16 protein-coding genes are annotated in these 15,822 nt (G+C 61.6%); 6 read left to right on the top strand and 10 right to left on the bottom strand.

Annotated elements, in window-relative coordinates:
* Positions 1–67 precede the first annotated feature (67 nt).
* Genes D8W71_RS22150 through D8W71_RS22135 form a run of 4 tightly spaced genes read right to left on the bottom strand, consistent with a single transcriptional unit; the run spans position 68 to position 3,936 of the window.
* Complete coding sequence (locus D8W71_RS22150) at positions 68–1,327, bottom strand: M20 family metallo-hydrolase (RefSeq protein WP_121116609.1); 1,260 nt, start codon at positions 1,325–1,327, stop codon at positions 68–70.
* A gap of 2 nt (positions 1,328–1,329) precedes the next feature.
* Positions 1,330–2,886, bottom strand: a complete 1,557-nt coding sequence (locus tag D8W71_RS22145; RefSeq protein WP_121116607.1) for a sodium:solute symporter family protein — start codon at positions 2,884–2,886, stop codon at positions 1,330–1,332.
* 1 nt (position 2,887) lies between these two features.
* Positions 2,888–3,166, bottom strand: a complete 279-nt coding sequence (locus tag D8W71_RS22140; protein WP_121119763.1) for a hypothetical protein — start codon at positions 3,164–3,166, stop codon at positions 2,888–2,890.
* Positions 3,167–3,171: 5 nt separating this feature from the next.
* The gene (locus D8W71_RS22135; RefSeq protein ID WP_161965492.1) at positions 3,172–3,936 is read right to left on the bottom strand and encodes an inositol monophosphatase family protein; all 765 of its coding nucleotides are present in this window, start codon (positions 3,934–3,936) and stop codon (positions 3,172–3,174) included.
* 258 nt (positions 3,937–4,194) lie between these two features.
* On the opposite strand from D8W71_RS22135, the gene D8W71_RS22130 reads away from it, so the two are divergent.
* From D8W71_RS22130 to D8W71_RS27410, 3 genes are all read left to right on the top strand, one after another.
* On the top strand, positions 4,195–4,962 hold the full coding sequence (locus D8W71_RS22130; protein ID WP_161965491.1) for a GntR family transcriptional regulator: 768 nt from the start codon (positions 4,195–4,197) through the stop codon (positions 4,960–4,962).
* Between the two features lie 647 nt (positions 4,963–5,609).
* Positions 5,610–6,869, top strand: a complete 1,260-nt coding sequence (locus D8W71_RS22125) for a hypothetical protein (RefSeq protein ID WP_153275420.1) — start codon at positions 5,610–5,612, stop codon at positions 6,867–6,869.
* Positions 6,870–7,584: 715 nt separating this feature from the next.
* Entirely contained in the window at positions 7,585–8,613 is a 1,029-nt protein-coding gene (locus D8W71_RS27410) for a hypothetical protein (protein WP_153275419.1), read from the top strand.
* Positions 8,614–8,705: 92 nt separating this feature from the next.
* On the opposite strand, the gene D8W71_RS28075 is transcribed toward D8W71_RS27410, so the two are convergent.
* Complete coding sequence (locus tag D8W71_RS28075) at positions 8,706–8,867, bottom strand: hypothetical protein (RefSeq protein ID WP_236077567.1); 162 nt, start codon at positions 8,865–8,867, stop codon at positions 8,706–8,708.
* A gap of 2 nt (positions 8,868–8,869) precedes the next feature.
* Here D8W71_RS28075 and D8W71_RS22115 point away from each other — a divergent pair, with 2 nt between their 5' ends.
* Positions 8,870–9,250 (top strand): type II toxin-antitoxin system VapC family toxin, encoded by a 381-nt coding sequence (locus D8W71_RS22115; protein WP_236077566.1) that lies wholly within the window; start codon positions 8,870–8,872, stop codon positions 9,248–9,250.
* A gap of 155 nt (positions 9,251–9,405) precedes the next feature.
* Here D8W71_RS22115 and D8W71_RS22110 read toward each other — a convergent pair whose 3' ends face one another.
* The 3 genes from D8W71_RS22110 to D8W71_RS22100 form a co-directional block, all read right to left on the bottom strand.
* Positions 9,406–9,693 (bottom strand): hypothetical protein, encoded by a 288-nt coding sequence (locus D8W71_RS22110; protein WP_121116594.1) that lies wholly within the window; start codon positions 9,691–9,693, stop codon positions 9,406–9,408.
* A gap of 117 nt (positions 9,694–9,810) precedes the next feature.
* On the bottom strand, positions 9,811–11,754 hold the full coding sequence (locus tag D8W71_RS22105) for a primary-amine oxidase (RefSeq protein WP_121116592.1): 1,944 nt from the start codon (positions 11,752–11,754) through the stop codon (positions 9,811–9,813).
* On the bottom strand, positions 11,751–12,122 hold the full coding sequence (locus D8W71_RS22100; protein ID WP_121116590.1) for a hypothetical protein: 372 nt from the start codon (positions 12,120–12,122) through the stop codon (positions 11,751–11,753). Before D8W71_RS22100 ends, D8W71_RS22105 begins: the two co-directional genes overlap by 4 nt.
* 239 nt (positions 12,123–12,361) lie before the next feature.
* On the opposite strand from D8W71_RS22100, the gene D8W71_RS22095 reads away from it, so the two are divergent.
* Positions 12,362–13,144: a DUF4352 domain-containing protein gene (locus tag D8W71_RS22095; RefSeq protein WP_121116588.1), complete on the top strand. Its 783-nt coding sequence runs from the start codon at positions 12,362–12,364 to the stop codon at positions 13,142–13,144.
* A 56-nt stretch (positions 13,145–13,200) separates the two neighbouring features.
* Here D8W71_RS22095 and D8W71_RS22090 read toward each other — a convergent pair whose 3' ends face one another.
* Together D8W71_RS22090 and D8W71_RS28070 are read right to left on the bottom strand one after the other, a co-directional pair.
* The gene (locus tag D8W71_RS22090) at positions 13,201–14,796 is read right to left on the bottom strand and encodes a hypothetical protein (protein ID WP_153275418.1); all 1,596 of its coding nucleotides are present in this window, start codon (positions 14,794–14,796) and stop codon (positions 13,201–13,203) included.
* A 495-nt stretch (positions 14,797–15,291) separates the two neighbouring features.
* Positions 15,292–15,465 (bottom strand): hypothetical protein, encoded by a 174-nt coding sequence (locus D8W71_RS28070; protein ID WP_236077565.1) that lies wholly within the window; start codon positions 15,463–15,465, stop codon positions 15,292–15,294.
* A 28-nt stretch (positions 15,466–15,493) separates the two neighbouring features.
* Here D8W71_RS28070 and D8W71_RS22080 point away from each other — a divergent pair, with 28 nt between their 5' ends.
* The gene (locus tag D8W71_RS22080) at positions 15,494–15,787 is read left to right on the top strand and encodes a hypothetical protein (RefSeq protein WP_236077564.1); all 294 of its coding nucleotides are present in this window, start codon (positions 15,494–15,496) and stop codon (positions 15,785–15,787) included.
* Positions 15,788–15,822: the final 35 nt, after the last annotated feature.

Below are 15,822 nucleotides of genomic sequence, written 5' to 3'. Positions count from 1 at the left end.
GTCGACTCGCGAGCTGCCGGTGATGACGGCAGTCGTAGCGGGCAAGTCGATCATGTGCGCCTTCTTTCTAAGACGAAGTGTGGATGCTGTTGACCAGTTCCGCAGTGTGAGCTGCGCCGATATCGCCCCGGACCATGCGCGCGACGGTTTCGGTGAGCATCTTCACGCCGTCGAGCAGGTCCTCGTCGTGCGTCAGTTCTTTCTCGCTGTGCGAGATGCCGTCGACGCTGGGGACGAAGAGCATGACCGTCGGGACGACGTCTTTGAGGTTGACCGAGTCGTGCCCGGCCATCGTGAGCATCCGGCGATACGACAGGCCCAGGTCCTTCGCTGCCTCCTCGGCGAGTTCGACGCCCTCGAGCTGGTAGCTCGTCGACGGTCGCAACGACGAAGTGTCGATGCTGACGTTGACCTCGGGCACCTCGGCGATCGCTGCGAGCAGCATCTCGTGAGCCTGTTCGAGTACGTCCGGATCCGAGGACCGGAGGTCGACGGCCAGGGTGACCTTCGACGGTACGACGATGGGGGAGTTGGGTTCCACATCGAACTGCCCGACGGAGGCGAGCAGGAGTCCGTCGTCGAACTTGGTGGTGAGTTCTCTGGCGGCGAGTACGACGCGACTTGCGCCGACCAACGCGTCGCGTCGCAAAGCCATATGCGTTGCGCCGGTGTGCGACTGCTCGCCGTGCACGGTGATCGAGTACTTCCGCGCTGCCCAGTTGGCGGTCACGATGCCGATCGTCGTACCTTCCTTCTCCAGGATCGGGCCCTGCTCGATGTGGATCTCGGCGTAGGCGACGGCTTCGGGCTGTCCATCGTTGCCATGGAAGCCGATATCGGACAGGGCATCTCGCACACTGATGCCGGCGCGGTCGGTGACCTTCAGGATGTCGTCGGCGTCGAACTTGCCGATGAAGACCCCGCTTCCCATGAGAGAAGGCGAGAAGCGAGAGCCTTCCTCGTTGAACCAGTTGACGGCAGCGAGGTTGAACTGAGGCGTCAGCGAACCGCGTTCGACATGTTCCTTCAGATGGTGCACAGCGTGGGCGGCGGCGAGGACACCGTAGGCGCCGTCGTACTTCCCGGCTGTCGGCTGGCTGTCGAGATGCGAGCCGACGAGCACGTGGGGAGCACCGGGTACGAATTCGACACTGCCGTAGATGTTTCCGACGGCGTCGACGCTGGTGGTGAGGCCGTGCCGGTCGAACCAGTCGGTGAGAAACCGCCTGGTTCGGCCGTCGTCCGCGGTCGCTGCCTCCCGGTCGACGCCGCCGGCTGCGGTGGCGCCGAACGAGGACATCGTCGCGAAATCGTCAAGAAAACCCATCGTCAGATCTTCTCCGGGGTAGCGGCGAGCTCGTCGATCTGGCCTTCGAAGGACAGATCGGCGGGAGCGGTGCGGGTGGGGCGCTTGCCGACCTCGAACATGGCGTCGACGCGGGCCTTTTCCTCGGCCGTGGTGCCGGTGACCTTGGAGACGATGAGGAAGACGGCCAGGTTGACGGCCATGCCGATGACGCCGCCGGTGAGGCTGCCGAGGCCGACGATGTCGTCGGGAAAGATCGCGGTGAGCACGAGGGCGACGGTGAAGCCGGAGACCATGCCTGCGACCGCACCCTTGCCGTTGCCGCCGCGCCAGAAGACGCCGAGGAACAGCGGGATAGCGAGCTGCACGACGCCCTGGTACGAGATCTGGGCGAGGAGCTGCAGACGCGTCATGTTGAACGTGGCGTAGGCGACGACGGCTGCGGCGGCCATGAAGCCGAGCATGCTGATCTTCGCGACCTTGGTGAGCTGGCTGTCGGTGAGCTTGCGCTTGTCGGAGTTGACGAGGTCGTTGGCGATCTGCAGGCCGCAGACCTGGACGCTTCCGTCAATGTGGCCCATGGATGCGGCGAACACCATGGTGGCGGCGAGTCCGAGCAACCATGTTCCGCCGTAGCTTTCCGCGATGGTGAACCAGCCGGTCTGGGGCGATGCGACGACGTCGGGCATGACCGTGCTGGCGATACCGACGAGCATGAGCAGCGAGTAGAAGACGCCGGAGATCAGGACGGTGCGGATGGTGCCGGACTTGACGGCGCGCACGCTCGACGCGGTGTAGATGCGCTGGAAGCTCGTCGGCCAGCAGAGCGATCCGACGACGCCGGTGAAGATGAGGGCGAAGAGGTAGAACGGGCCGTATGCGTCGCCGTCGCCGGGGACCTTAAGGTACTCGTCGGCGACATCTCCGAGGGTGGAGAAGCTGATGGGGCCGCCGGCGACACCGGAGAGCAGGATCAGGCAGAGCGCTGCGGAGAAGACGTAGGCGACGATGCCCTGGAACATGTCGGTCATGATCAGGCCGCGCATGCCCATCTTGACGGTCCAGAACTGGCGGATGACGATGACGGCCAGGCCGACGAACAGGCATGTGGTGACGGACCATGCTCCGGCGCTGGCGACCTGGAAGACCTCACCGAGTGCCTGCATGCCGAGAACGACCCACGGGAACAGCGAGACGATGCCGATGACGCTAGCGACGATCTTGGTGCCGCGCGAGTTGAAGCGAAGGCCGAGCAGATCGGGCTGTGAGCGGAGGTTGTATTTCGCTCCCCAGCGCCAGGCGCGGGTGGCCATGAAGTACATCATCGCGACACCGAGGCTGGAGTATGCGAGGCCGTAGAGTCCGAATACACCTGCACCGCTCGCGAGTCCGAAGAACGCGATGAACACCGATCCGGGCCACCACGAGTTGACGTAGCTCATCGCGACGTACCAGGGGCCGTAGGAGCGGCCGCCGACGGAGTACTCGTCGAACGTCGGGCTCGTCTTCTGCTGTGTGGTGTAGAGGATGAAGATGACGATGGCGTAGAAGACCGCCAGCATTCCCAGCATGATCAACATGTCATTCTCCAGTGAGGGGTGCGGTAGCGGGGAGGAGGTCCTCGTCGAGTTCGCCGCGGATGTCCTCGACGATGTAGAGGCCCCAGAGGGTCAGGCCGAGAACGAGTCCGTTGATCAGCCAGTACATGATGGCGAACGGAATGCCGAGGATCTCGAAGCGAATTCCGCTGCCCCACATGTAGAGCGGAGGGAACAGAGCGAAGAGCAGAGCAAGAGCGTAGATGCTGCCGAAGAACGTCATGATGCTCTTCTGGCTCAGGCCGCGAATGTACTCTTTCATGTGCGTCATCCTTGGTTGACTATTTTGAGAACCGAGTCGTGCACGGCGCCGTTGGAGGCGATGCCGTTGCCACCGTTGAAGTCTCGCGCTCCGTCGAGCGAGGTGAACATGCCGCCGGCCTCTTCGATGATGACCGGCATGGGGGCGAGATCGTATGCCTGCGTGGTGTAGTCGACGATCGCTTCGGCTTGGCCGCTCGCGACCATCATGTAGCCGTAGGCGTCGCCCCAGGTTCGGATGACGGCGCCCGCGGACTGAAGGTCGACGATGGAGTCCGGGTGCCAGTCTTCGAGCCAGGTGGCCATGACGTAGGCGCCGTCGAGTTCCGTCTTGTCCGAAACGTGAACCTGCTTGCCGTTTTTCCAGCATCCCTTGCCGCGTTCGGCGTGCATGAGCACATCCGCGCTGGGCAAATTGATGACGCCCGCGACGATGGTGCCCTCCTCTTCGAGGGCGATTAGGTTGGCGTACAGCGGAACTCCGTGGACGAAGGACTTGGTACCGTCGATCGGGTCGACGATCCAGCGGTACTGTGTGGTTCCGGTGGTTTCGCCGAACTCCTCGCCGAGGAAACTGTCGTCCGGGTAGTGCTCGGCGACCTGGGCCCTGATGTACTGCTCGATCTCGCGATCCGCCTGCGTAACAGGGGAACCGTCCTGTTTCGACTCGACCGCGAGGGCCGACGTGTCGAACCAGCGGCGGGCGATCTCACCCGCCGAGCGGGCGAGCTCCACGCCGAGTGCGGCGCGGGCCGACCGAGAATCTTCCACGATGCCTCCTTTGTGCGGCTGCGCCGCCTGTGCGTGCGTAATGACACCGGGCGGTAATTCCTCACTCACGACTAGAACAATGGGCGTAGACCATTTCTGGTTTTGTTCGTGAAGTGTGAACTGCGTGTAACGCGTCGCCTGGGCGAAATGACATAGGACACCAGCGGTGTTAATCGTGCGTAAATCAGCAGGCAGATGGTCGTTTCCTGGTCCCGCACTCCATTAGATTCAATCCACAACCAGACAGGAGGTGGACCGATGCTGATGATGGTGCACACCCATGCCGCCCTACTGCGGCTGGTGGAAGAGCTCGAACAGCGCTCGGTTCCCCGGCTACCACCAGAGCGTGAACTGGCCGAGCGACTGGGTACCTCGCGCACGACGGTGCGCAAAGCCATGGACCTGCTCGAACGCGATGGAGTGATCCGCCGCATGAAGGGCCGCGCCGGTGGTGCCTACCTGACTGCAGTGTCACCGGGTTCGCCCTCGCCTGAGAGCGCGCTGTCGGTATGTCAGAGCCGGCGACTGCTCCGAAGCTTGAACACCGTCAAGGGTGTGCCGCAGATGTTGCACGAGCAAGGTTTCCGTGACGGCACCAAGGTGATCTCGGCGCGGATGACGAGTCCTTCGGTAGACGCTGCTCGAGTGCTCGGCGACGGACCGGTTGTGTCGTTGCTGCGCTTGAGGTTTGCCGACGGCGACACATTGTCGCTGGAGCAGATGTATCTCAGCGGCAGCATCTGCGGGCGTGTGCTTGAGACGCCGCTGAACTCCGTCTACGAGACGCTGCGGACGTTGCTCGGTATTTCGGTGTGCATGGCGGACGAGTCGATCGAACTGGCGACGGTGACCGCACCGGTCGGCGCGCTGCTCGGGCAGCCGGAGGGCACGCCGATCCTCAAGCTCGAGCGCATCGGGTACGACCAGCAGGAGAGGCCCGTCGAGTACTCGGTGGATCTGTTCCGGGCCGATCGGACGCGGTTGAACGTGCGGACTTCGTCGTTGGTGAGCGCGACGCTGACTTAGGAGCCGTCATTCTGTTTCAGGGCTCTTGCGTGATCGCTCCCGGCTGGAGGATGGTCGACCGCCACGTCGAGTAGCGACTGGGCTGGATCGACCGCGGGCAACCAGGCTTGAAAGTCGTTCTATTCGAACGTGATCGAATCTGCGATTGGCCAGTCTGTCGGTGTGACCCTACGGCCTTGATCATGTTGACCAATGTGCTCATGATTGAGGTGTTCGTGTTGGCTGAAGCCGGAGCTGCTCAAACGCTGACGCAAAAGACGTAGCGGAGCGGCGTCGATAGGCGGATTTCGGCAAGCGCGTGAGCCGCTCCGGTTCCTGACTTGCCCGGCAGTTGGACAAGCGATTGCTGAAACGATCTTGTTCCCTCGATCTCGTCGATGTTCGTCCCCCGCGTCGTATGCTGAAGCGCTGTCGTGCATATCGAGGGGGAGTGCCGCGTGGAGTACGAGATCGGCGAGTTCAGTGTTCGCGCACGTCAGGCGGTGAGTCCCTACGAATTGGCTAGTGAATGCCTGCGATTTGCCTCTTCGGAAGTCGGAGTCGTCGACACGTCGAAATTTGGATCGCACCGCGCCCTGGACGACATTACGAGCCAGAGTCTGGCGGCCGCAGTCTTGGCAGGTGTTGGCCCGGCTGGCCCAGTCCTCATGAGTGCGGACGTCGAAGCCATCGTTGCTGCGATCGAGGGCTATGGGTCGCCACAACTCGCGGCATGGTATGTCGCACAAGCTCTATCCGTGGAAGTCGGCGGATTCTTGAAAGCATCGCTCTCACTGTTCGAGGACGGACAGATTCTTGTCGAGGGTGACGCGGTGCCGGTCTCACTCTCAGGACCGCCTGTGTTGTACGGGTTGGTCCGGGCGGGCGGGAGAGTTGCAGCGAGCGGGTTGACCGCGAAACCGAGCATCATGCGGAACCCGCGAGGAACTGGGAAGGTGCCAGGTCTTGCGCTGTGGGACGATGGCATGCGTCTCGACGTCGTCGTCGACACAGTCGCGGGAAATCGATTCGATCCGAAAAAGTCGGCCGGGGCAGGCACCGACGCGGCATTGACTATCGGTCTCGTGTTTCCCAATTCGTCCATGATCGATTTGGACGTACAGGAGCTCATACAAGACCATGAGGCGCACACGGTGTTCAATGTTCAGTTCGCCCTCCGAGGTGCTGATGCCGACGGTGCCGAATCGGATTCAGAGGTTGTCGAAGGCAGGTACCTTGCGTCGGGGTTAGAGAGGCTTGCTTCCGCAGGCGCACAGGTTGTTATGTTTCCTGAACTTTCGTCGACTCCAGTCCGTCAGCAGATACTCGGTCGGGCAGTGCAATCTATGCTCGACGGGACTGTCGACCGAAACATGCTCGAGGTCGTGATCGGCGGCAGTCTGCATCACGTCGACGCATCGGGTTCGCGGAGGAATTCGTTGACGACGTACTTCCCCGGTAAGCGCACGATTTCGGATCGAACACACGACAAGGTAGGCGCCTTCGATTTCAACTTCGGGACTACGAGGTACCGAGAAGACGTAGAACTTGGCCGCAGCGTCAGATTGTTCTTGGGCGAGACAACGACTGCGATGGTGCTGATTTGCTCGGACTACCTGGATGACGATGTGCAGAACATTTTGCGGACTGTCGCGCCTACAGTTGTCTACGTTGCGTCGATGACGCCGCGCGTGGAGGAGTTCCTGGGGCTCGCGCAAGGCTTGTCCGCAGCCGCCCAGGTATCCACCGTTATGGTGAACAATCCGAAATCCTGGGAATCGATGATCGATGGGTGCAGTCCAAGCTCCGCGTTGTGGGTCGGACCGGTTCGTGCAACACGGGAGTCACAGTACGCAGCGGAAATTTTTCCGAGCGCCGCTCTTCTGAGGGTCGGAGAAGATTTCGAATCAGTCAAGATCATTGACTAGTACTTGACATCGCTGCGTTTTGCAGGTGCAATAGGGAGTGCCTACTGCCTACGAGCGATTCGTTGACGCTTTCCCTCGCCTGCTGAACCGAACGCCGGATCGCCGATCGGCGCCTATTTTGGGCCAAGCGATCGCAGACGTCCTGCAGAGCGAATCGGCCGAGCGCGACATTGCGGATTTGCTGACTGACTTGACCCAATCGCGAGACCACCCGACTGATGGTTCCGAGACGGCGTGGCAACCCGTGTTGTCGGCATTACTGGGCGTCGTCCGGCAGTACGTTCACAGGCGCGAACTCGACGAGGCCGCGGGAGATCCCTCGAACGCCTCAGTGCGCGCGCGGATATTGTTGGCAATCCAGGCCGGTGCCCGTCGACCGACGGACATCGCGAAGACGGTGGGTTCGCCCCCTACCGTTGTGTCACGCGCTTTGCGCATACTTGTCGAAGACGGGGATCTGCGAGGCCCGTCGACTGACCCGAACGATGGGCGGTTCCGAATATATGAGCTTTCAGCTGGTGATCAGGGGTCGGTGGTTCCCGGGCGAAACATAGTCGAATTTCGATCGACGCAAACAGAAGCAGCTCGAGATGCGCGGTCTGCCGCCAGGGTGAAGCCTGCGTTCGGGCTTCCTTATGTTTCGACCCTGAATCGGGTGGGGGCCGACAGAGCTATCGATGCCGCAGTCCGAGCGGACTCGCTCTCGGCAGCGTGCATGGTTTTGCGTTCCAATCGCGCACTGACCGAGGCTCGTACTGTCGCAGAGCAAATTTCCGAACTGGGGGACGACACCGGAGACGACTTCATCCAAGCCGTTGGCCTGTACGAGATTGCACGAACGACGGTGGAAGACCCGGAGGGTGACCGCGCTAATGCATTTGATCTGCTCACCCAGGCAGATGCGCTGTTGAAGGGTCAGGAATCCAACAGCGCGGCGATGCAGCGAGCATGGATTTTGTACTCTAAGGCTGTATTTACCCCAACAGGTCTTTCTGCCGCTGTTGATCATCTGTTCGAGTCTCGAACCCTTTTCGGTCAGACGCAGGACCGTTATGGCGAGTCTGCGTGCGACATGGTTCTGGCGCGTTTCTACGCCGAGAAACTTGACTTTTCGCAATCGTTGCAGTCTGCGCGTCGGGGATTCGAATTTGCAGACGGTGGAAATTTTGTTCGACTCACTGCCGAGTGCGCTTTGTGGATGGGCTCGGCGATTCGAGTTGCGCTGTTGTCAGGAGTGTCCAACCACGAGTCGCCGGTTGTGTATCTGGAGCTGGCTGAGCGCCGGTTCGGAGGGCTCGGATTGGCCTCCTGGGCCGCGATCGCCCAATCCGAACTCGTCCTCCACGGCCGCTTGGACGCGCAGTCCTTGCAAACATTCGGGCCTGAAAACGAGAAACTGGTCGACGCCTGCTCAACGATTGAATCTCTCGCTCAACTGGTGCACGATCTCCCAGGCGCCAGTTCATCGTGGGCGGCCGCCTCGTTATACCGACGGGTAGGCGTCCTGTGCAGGCTGAGCGGTCGGTTCGAGCATGCCGTGCGATGGTTCGATCTCGCATACCGAATACACGAAACTCGACGTGACCTCTTCGGGATGAGCATTGCCTTGGCAGGTAAACGGTCTGCGCAGCACTCGGTGTTCGAGTTGTCTATGGAGGCGATGTACGAGCTCCCCTCCGAGAACGGCCGAGACACGCTGAACCAAATTATGAAAGACCCCGCCTTGGAGCTGCATATGGTCTGAGGCAGAAGCCTTCTCGGATCTCAAAACATCTAACGCAAGAAGTATTGTTGTTTTGCTTCGCTTTGTGTCGGGTTAGTAGATTTGTCGACAGGCTAGTCCCATTCGCCGGGCGCCCGAGTGCGGTTCTCGGACCTGCTGCGCGTCAGCAATGGAACAGCTTCGACGACATCGCCGCCGTTTTCGACACTGCACCCGATCCGACGCTTGCTGCCGATCTGGCAATGATCGACGACCCCGCCCGCGATCCGTGGCAAGAGTGAGGACCGTCCTCGACACGAGTGTGCTGATCGGGGACTCTCCCGAGCGTATCGAGGGTGACCTCGCGATAAGTGCCATCAGCCTTGCGGAACTGCATTTCGGCCTGCTCGTCGCACTGACGCCGGAGCAGCGCGCTCTACGACTACAACGGCTCGTAGCCATCGAGCGAACTTTCGAGCCACTCGCGGTCGACGACAAGACTGCGCGAAGTTATGGGCAACTCGCCGCAGCCGTCCGCGCGACTGGCGGACGTCCGCACGCGCGCGCATTCGACCTGATGATTGCAGCAACTGCGCACGCCCGCGGCGCACGTCTCGTGACGCGAAATGCGCAGGACCTGAAGGGAACCGAGGCTTTGCTTCGAATCGACGCTGTCTAGCGACTGGACGCGGCTTTGTCGTCGACGTAGATCGGATACCGTGGTCACCGATGAAAAGACACGAAGATATGGAAGCCGCCGCACTCGCTGTTCTCCGTGTCCATGGTGCGTTGAGCCAGCAATAGGGCGGTGCATGCCTCTAAGCAAGCCGACAGTCAGGCGCGATCGAGGTAGAGCTCTGCAATTTCGGTTGCCACTGCCGCCGCGGAGTCGGTGATGGCATCCTCGGAATCCCCATCGTCGACGAGTGCGTTCGCAAGTTCCGCCCCTCTGAGATCACGCGACCGCAGAAGCTCCCATGCTCGCTCCATGAGGCGTACCGATGTCGCGAAGTCCAGACCCGGTTGATTCGAGCGAAGCGCGGTTGCGGCCCAATCGGCATCGAACGTCCCTCGGGGCGGGCCGAACACCCGTTCGCCGGATGAGTAACTCTGCGGTTCCATGCCCACCGATGCTATCCGTTGCCGGCTGACACCGTTCCGAAGCTGGAACTTCCCGCCCGCACGCGAACGAAAATACAAATCTTACTACGTATTTCCACTCACATGCGACGGAAAAGCCTAGCAGCAGTGACCACCCACCTTCGGGGTCTCCGGCGCCAGATCGAGCATCGGGTTCCCGTCGAAGAAACCCGTTGGCTTGAGGTGCAGACTGACGTGACTGACCGGCATGACCGGCCAATCCTCCGGACGCACGACGTGGTGCGCTGCGACCGTCGGCCAGATAACCAAGTCCGCGCCGTCGAGTGACCGGTCCTGAGCGGTGTAGGCAACGAGGCCGTCGTGCCCGGGGTTCTGGGCGACGTACTCACCGGCCGCGTATCGCTCGCGTTCGGTGAAAGGTGTTGCCCACATGTGCTTGGTCGCGAAGCCGCCGCGGCGCGCCTGCTGCGAACCGGGCTGCGCGAGAGGCAAAGCCACCGCTCCCGAAGGTTCGATCTTGTACCCGATGTGCCCACCGAGCTTGTTCGTCCTGTCCGCATTGGCGATCAGCCAACTACGAGCCTTGAGCGGATCTGCGACCCGCTGCGCCTCCGATTCGCTGGTGAGCTGACGCTTGGTCTGACGCCACGCGTTGCCGTGCGGATTCTCGGGTCCGACTGGCACAGCCTCGGCTTCGAGCTCGTACAGATTGTTGCGCTCGCCGTCGACTTTCATGTCCAGCCGCACACTGAAGAAGTGCTGGTGATGAGGCCCGTACAGGCCGGGTGCGACGAGGGTGCCGAACTCGGGAACCTGGCCCTGCTCGATCGCGCCGGTGGAGATGATGCCGGTCAGCTTGATCTCGAACTCGATCGACCCGTCCAAGTAGAGGTTCCAGTAGAAGCCGTAGTCGTAGTTGCCGACCGTCGCGAAGAACGACACGACCAGGCGGCGATTGCGACGAACTTGCCCGAGGTTGTCGCGGAAGTCGGTGTGCTTCCAGCCGATGCTGTAGTCCTCCTCGTGCATGCAGATCGCGTTCGGCAGCTCGATGGGTTGGCCGTCCTGATCGTTCACGTACGCGTCGAAGTAGTGAATTTCGCCCAGGCAGTCGCAGCCCAGCTGAAGTGAATTCGCGAGAACGCCCAGCCCGTACTCACCCTCGTCGAAGACGTTCTTGTTCCATTGACTGTCACCGGGATCGCCGTAGGGGACGTACATTTCCGACAATGACGCGCGGTGGATGACAGGACGGACTGTGCCGCGATCGACGTAGCTGACGTCGTGCAGAACGAGACCTTCGCGCGGCGTGAAACCCACGCGCAGCCGCCAATTGGCCCACTCGACGTAGTGACCATCGACGGTGAACGACGGCCCGTCGGGCTGGGTGATATCGATCTTCTTCATTGGAGCCCGCTGCTCAGCGAACTCGGGGACGTTGCCAGGGCGTTCGTAGAAGCCGGGGAGGTAGTTGCCGGGAGTCCGGGGGATGGGTACGACGCCGGTGTCGGCAACGTCGACGACTTCCATCGCGTCCATATCGACTGTCACGACCAGGTTTTCGACGGGGCGGGCGTACCCGTTCTCCTGGGCTTCGCTGCGAACGAAGGTGAGCGGGCGGGCGAGGCGTCGACCACCGGGGTTGTCGTCGTCGGTGGTGTGACCGCTGGCCCATTTGTCGACCATCGCCAGACTGAAGTTGGTGACGCCGCGGTTGATCATCGCGTCCTGCCAACGCGGGTCGGCTTTGATGACGTCCTCGCACTGCAAGAATTCTTCGAGAGTGATGGGTGGTTGGGCATCGGCGATCTCGGTGTAGCTGACCACCGCATTCTCGGTGAGGGAGACGACCGCCTCGAAGGTGGCATGTGCGTCGCGGTCACGCAGGACGATGAAGGCCCGACGGTCCGTATGTGGTTGCTTCAGTTGTTCTTTCGACGGTTCGTTGAGCTCGATGTAGACGAAACGTGCAGAGGAGGTGAGGTTCTGCTCGCGGATCACGATCGCCGACGCCAGCGAGATCTCCTGCGGGCTCAGCGGCGCTAGTGGGTGGGTGGTGACGGGCGCGAACGTGTCGGTCATCGAAGCTCCTGCAGTCTGTAAGGGCGGAATTCGGGGTGAACGTGGCGGGTTCGGAAGAAGACGACGGATGCAGCGAGTACGAGTTCTGCGGCGGCGACGGCCGAAGCTATCGTCATGCTGGACGTTCGGCTGACGGCGGTGTGATGGTGCGTCGGGAACGATGAGTGCGCGAGCAGCATGCCGGCACTCGTTGCAGCGACCATCACCCATGCTCTGTTGCCCCCGGACCGGAGCAGATCCACAGCGCAGTAGACGCACAGAAGGGCCATGGCCGTCACAAACGCACTGGTGGCGTCGGTAACGCCCATTCGCAGGTGTAGAACAGCTGACGCCAGGGCCAGTGCTGCGGCGATGCGATTGACCCACACTGTCGTTTGCTCCCGTCCGTCGTCTGTTCAGTCGACGGTAGGGGTAGACCATTACTGGTTTTCGAGACTCGTGTGAGGGGTGTGTTACTCGGGGTGTCGGATCGGGCCAGCTGGCTATTCGGTCGGCCGGTTGTCCCGGGTGGTCATTCGTTCGAATGAATCAGGACACGAAATCGAAACATTCCGACCTTTCGGTCCTATAACTACGGAGCACCACTTCGACCAGAGACCAGGACTCCATGACGTTTCCGCACGACCCCAACCAGCCCCAGCCCTCCGGACAGGCACCATACGGTCAGACTCAGCCCTTTGCGCAGACCCCTCAAGGGCAGCCCCAGGCTCCCTACGGCGCCCAACCGCCGCACGGTCAGCCCTACCCGCAGCAACCGTACGGCCAGCCGCCCGCGAAGAAGAAGCGGAAGTGGCCGTGGGTTGTGGGTGGCGTCGTGGTCGTGCTGATCGTGGCCGGGATGGTCGGTGGGGGTGACGAGGATAAGTCGAGCACGACAGCACAATCCACATCATCTGTCGCGGTTGCACCTCCTGCTGGCGCGAACGCATCGTTGGAGGCCGTGGCGGCGCCCGTCGAACCGGCTACGTCTGCACCGGAACCCGAAGAGGCGGTTCCAGGGATCGGCCAAGAAGTGCGTGACGGCAAATTCGGCTTCGTCGTGACCGGCGTCGAGACGGGTGTAGCAACTCTCGGAGATAACCCGTACCTGCAAAAGGACGCATTGGGGCAATTCGTCCTGGTCAGTGTCACGGTCACCAATGTGTCCGACAAGGCGCAGAGCTACTTCGGCTCGAATCAAAAGCTGATCGACGCGCAAGGGCGCGAGTTCGAGAACGACGCAATGGCTGCGATCAACCTCGAGGCAGAAACTGCTATTGGAGGCGACATCAACCCCGGACTGTCGCAGAACATAACAATCGTGTTCGACATACCAGTGGATGCGGTACCCGCGACGCTCGAGGTGCATGACTCCGTGTTCTCCGGTGGGGCCGAGATCTCCCTGCAGTAAGGCTGAAGTCGTCGTCAGCCGGGCGCCGCTCAGGTGCCCGGCCGTTCGTCGGCCATTTACTGGACGTCGAACGTAGCGACACCGACCTTGCCGGAGATCCGGTCCACAGCCGTGACCGTGTACGTACCTGGCGCCGTGACTTCGATGCCGTTGTCACTGCCGTTGAAGCTTGTTGCGAAGTATCCGTGGCATTCGGCGCTCTGCACCATGGGAAATGCGGTGGGTCCGGTGATCGTGACTTCGACCTGACAATCGTCACCCTCGTAGTCGGCCTCGGGATCGGACATGACCGGGATCCAGTTGAACGCCACATCGGCCGGGCCCCGGTCGTTCAGTCCGTACAGCGTGGGTCCGAGCTTCTTTCCCGTGATGACTGGTTCCGCGAGTTTGGTCGACACCGTCAGTCCGACGATGTCTCGTGCGGAGAGCTTTCCGGTAGGAGCATCGACGGGCGATGGAGCGTTGGTAGGCGTTGTCGTGGAACCGGACACGGCGAGTTGGACCGTCGCCGTGTTGGCCCCGGTGAACTCACCGATCAAGCCCGAGATGGAGTTGGCCAGCAACGCTGCGCCGCCGGGAAGCACGGTGAGAACGGCCGCCAACGACCGAGTCGCCAGAGACGCAGTCTTCTCCGCTGTGACACCTCCCGCGCACGTCGTGAATCCCTTGACGAATACGCCCACGTCCGCTGCACCACTGAGCGACCCGTTGCGCCCGACCAACGTGGACATGCACTCGGCCATCGAATCGAGCTGGAAGAGAGCGGCATTGGGATAAAGAATGTTCAGACCGTAGATGAGAATGTTCACGAGATTCATCGCAGCGTCGACTCTTAGGGTCACCGTGCCCGGCAAGGTGGCGGGATCGAACGTCAACGACGTGGACCCTCCTGGAAGCAGGAATGTGCCGGCCCCGACGACGGGTGCAAGGATGGTCGAAAACGTGGCGGCGGTCGCGATCGACTCGAGATCCGCGGGAAGGTTCACCGCCGACGATGCGGAGTTCGGAGTCGACGAGACGGTCCATCCCTGCGACGAGAGCGACGCCAGTTCGACGCTGACGTTGGAGCCGGACGCTGTAAGGCACGGCTGAACGACGGTATTCGACGACGTCTCGGCAGTAATCGTTCGTGCACCGATTGCGACGGATTGCGTAGTGCACGCGGGCGGTGGAACGGCCAAGCCCAGAAAGCCGTTGATCGCGGACGTGAACGCGGACGACATGGCCTTCGCGTCGAAAACAGCAGGAAAGAAGCTGGACAAATGAGTCGTGGTGGCAGTCAGTATCTTGCGGTCGGGGTCCCACGTGGAGGGCAGAATCTCGCTATCCGATGACCCATCGGCTACGGCAACGATCACTGGAACCTCGGATTCGCTGTCGGCAAACGTCGTCGAGGATGACGACAGGTCGAAAGCGAGAGTCATCGGTTTCGCCGGTTGTTCACCGTCGCCGAGCGTGATGTCGACGCCGGATGCGATGCCGGAGACGTACTTCGGAGCGCCCGTGGCGGGGATCGGTTCGGCGTCGGCGACCTCGACCGAGGTGCCTGCGGCCGCGATTCCTGCTGGCGCGGTGATGGTGAGTGCGCTCGTCTCGAGACCCACGCGGGCGTTCAGTCCATTGGCGTCGACAGATACGCTCGGAGAGGCCATCTCTGGGGCCGAAGCCGGCGCCGCGTCCGACGAGCAAGATGCAGTCGCAATTGCAACGACGAAGGCGACAGTCATTGCGATCGGACGTTCAGTACTGCGCACTGTGGACCTCCCGGTCTTTCGAACTCGGCGACCGGGATCGGTCGTGCATCGATTATCGATGCTCACGAACCGATCCGATGTCCGCTATTCGAATGAATCGGTGGCGAGTACAGTGTCGCCTGGCCGCGCTTCGAGAGTCGACGACGGTCCCGAATGTTATTGGGATGGCCTCGTCGACGTGGACCAGGGCGACAATGCACTGCAGGACACATCATCTAGTCAGTCGCGCATCATCATTCGTCTTGCTTTCCGCCCACCCGCGTTGGGTGAGCCGCCGATCGTCACAGGCGGCGGGTTCAGGTCACACGATGTCGAGAACCAAGCTCCTCCGCCGCACAGCGCCCACCATGCCGGTCGGAACACCGTGCCGTTGCCGGATCTAGAGAGCCGCGATCAGGATCGGTCAAGGTAGAGCTCGGCAATTTCGGTTGCCACAGCCGCCGCGGAATCCGTCAGGGCATTGTCGGAATCATCAGCGTCAGCGAGTGCGTCCGCAATCGCGGTACCCCGGAGGTCACGAGAACGCAGAAGTTCCCACCATTCACGACCGATAGTCTCCAACGACAACCCGTACTCCGAAGTACAATTCAAAACGTTGAAGTATCTTCGCGATTTCTCGCCATCGTTTGCCTCCCTTGATGATGCCCGCACATTCCTGGCCGGATTCTTCAAAGAACACAACCACATTCAGCACCACTCCGAGATCGGATGGCACACGCCGGCATCGGTGCACTTCGGTACCTCCGACGCGATCGGCGAAGTCCGACAGATCACGCTCACCGAAGCATTCCACGCCAACCCGGCCCGACTCTCGACCCGGCCGACACCACCGAAAATCCCGCACGTCGTCTACATCAACGAACCAGCACTCGAACCCCAGATCAACTGAACGACCAGTGTCTCACTTGACTTGATTAATTCCGC

Source organism: Rhodococcus sp. P1Y, from assembly GCF_003641205.1.
Classification (GTDB): domain Bacteria; phylum Actinomycetota; class Actinomycetes; order Mycobacteriales; family Mycobacteriaceae; genus Rhodococcoides.
This window is presented reverse-complemented; position numbering and strand designations above follow the sequence as displayed.